The 791-nt window shown below is 38.8% G+C and carries 1 protein-coding gene; it reads right to left on the minus strand.

Annotation, left to right across the window (positions count from 1 at the left end):
• Positions 1 to 43 precede the first annotated feature (43 nt).
• Positions 44 to 791, minus strand: a 748-nt coding sequence (gene dgt, locus LI114_RS13640; RefSeq protein WP_413770909.1) for a dGTP triphosphohydrolase, incomplete at its 5' end; no start/stop codon positions are given.

The raw sequence follows: 791 nt of genomic DNA on the forward strand, positions 1-791 counted from the left end.
TCTATTTTACTTCTTTGAGGTTGGAGTGTCAAGTTTTATTATACTATATCACTATATCATCGGCAGCTTCAAGCAGATATGTAAGCGGATAGCGACAATCGACTGCTCCGGTTGATAATGTAATATCGTCAAAAAGCTCTTTTTCGGCAAGATAATATCCCATCTTCTTAGTCTTGATATTACCGCTGTGCTTATCTATTTCACAAGATGAAACCGGATATTTTATCAGCGTATTGAGCAAAGCATAAGTCAGATGCATACCGTTTTCATCAACAAGATAGTGCAGCTTTGTCAGCAAGCGAAGAGCCTGGGCATTGCCCTCAAAATAAAGCAGATCGTTTTTCATATGCTCGTCCAAATACTCGCAAAGCGCAGTATCGTCAAACTTGATTTTTGGCAAATTCAATTTAAACCAATTACGGATAGAATCCTCGCCAAAGTGTCCGAACGGGGGATTTCCTATATCATGCAGCAGCCCTGCACATTCAAGTATACTGCATACCTTGTCCTTAGTTTCCGCTGTTATATCTTCATTAAAATTATTGTCGATCAGATACTGAAAAGCGGTCTGCCCTAATGATTTGGCAAATGAGGAAACTTCAAGAGAATGGGTCAGCCTTGTACGCACAAAATCGCTTTTATCCAACGGAAATACCTGAGTTTTGTCCTGCAAACGTCTGAATGAGGCGCTGCATATTATTCTGTGATAATCCTTTTGAAACTCATTGCGAAAATCTTGATATAGTATAATAAAACTTGACACTCCAACCTCAAAGAAGTAAAATAGAAAG

Source organism: Ruminococcus sp. 210702-SL.1.03 (genome assembly GCF_020559915.1).
Lineage (GTDB): Bacteria > Bacillota > Clostridia > Oscillospirales > Ruminococcaceae > YE71.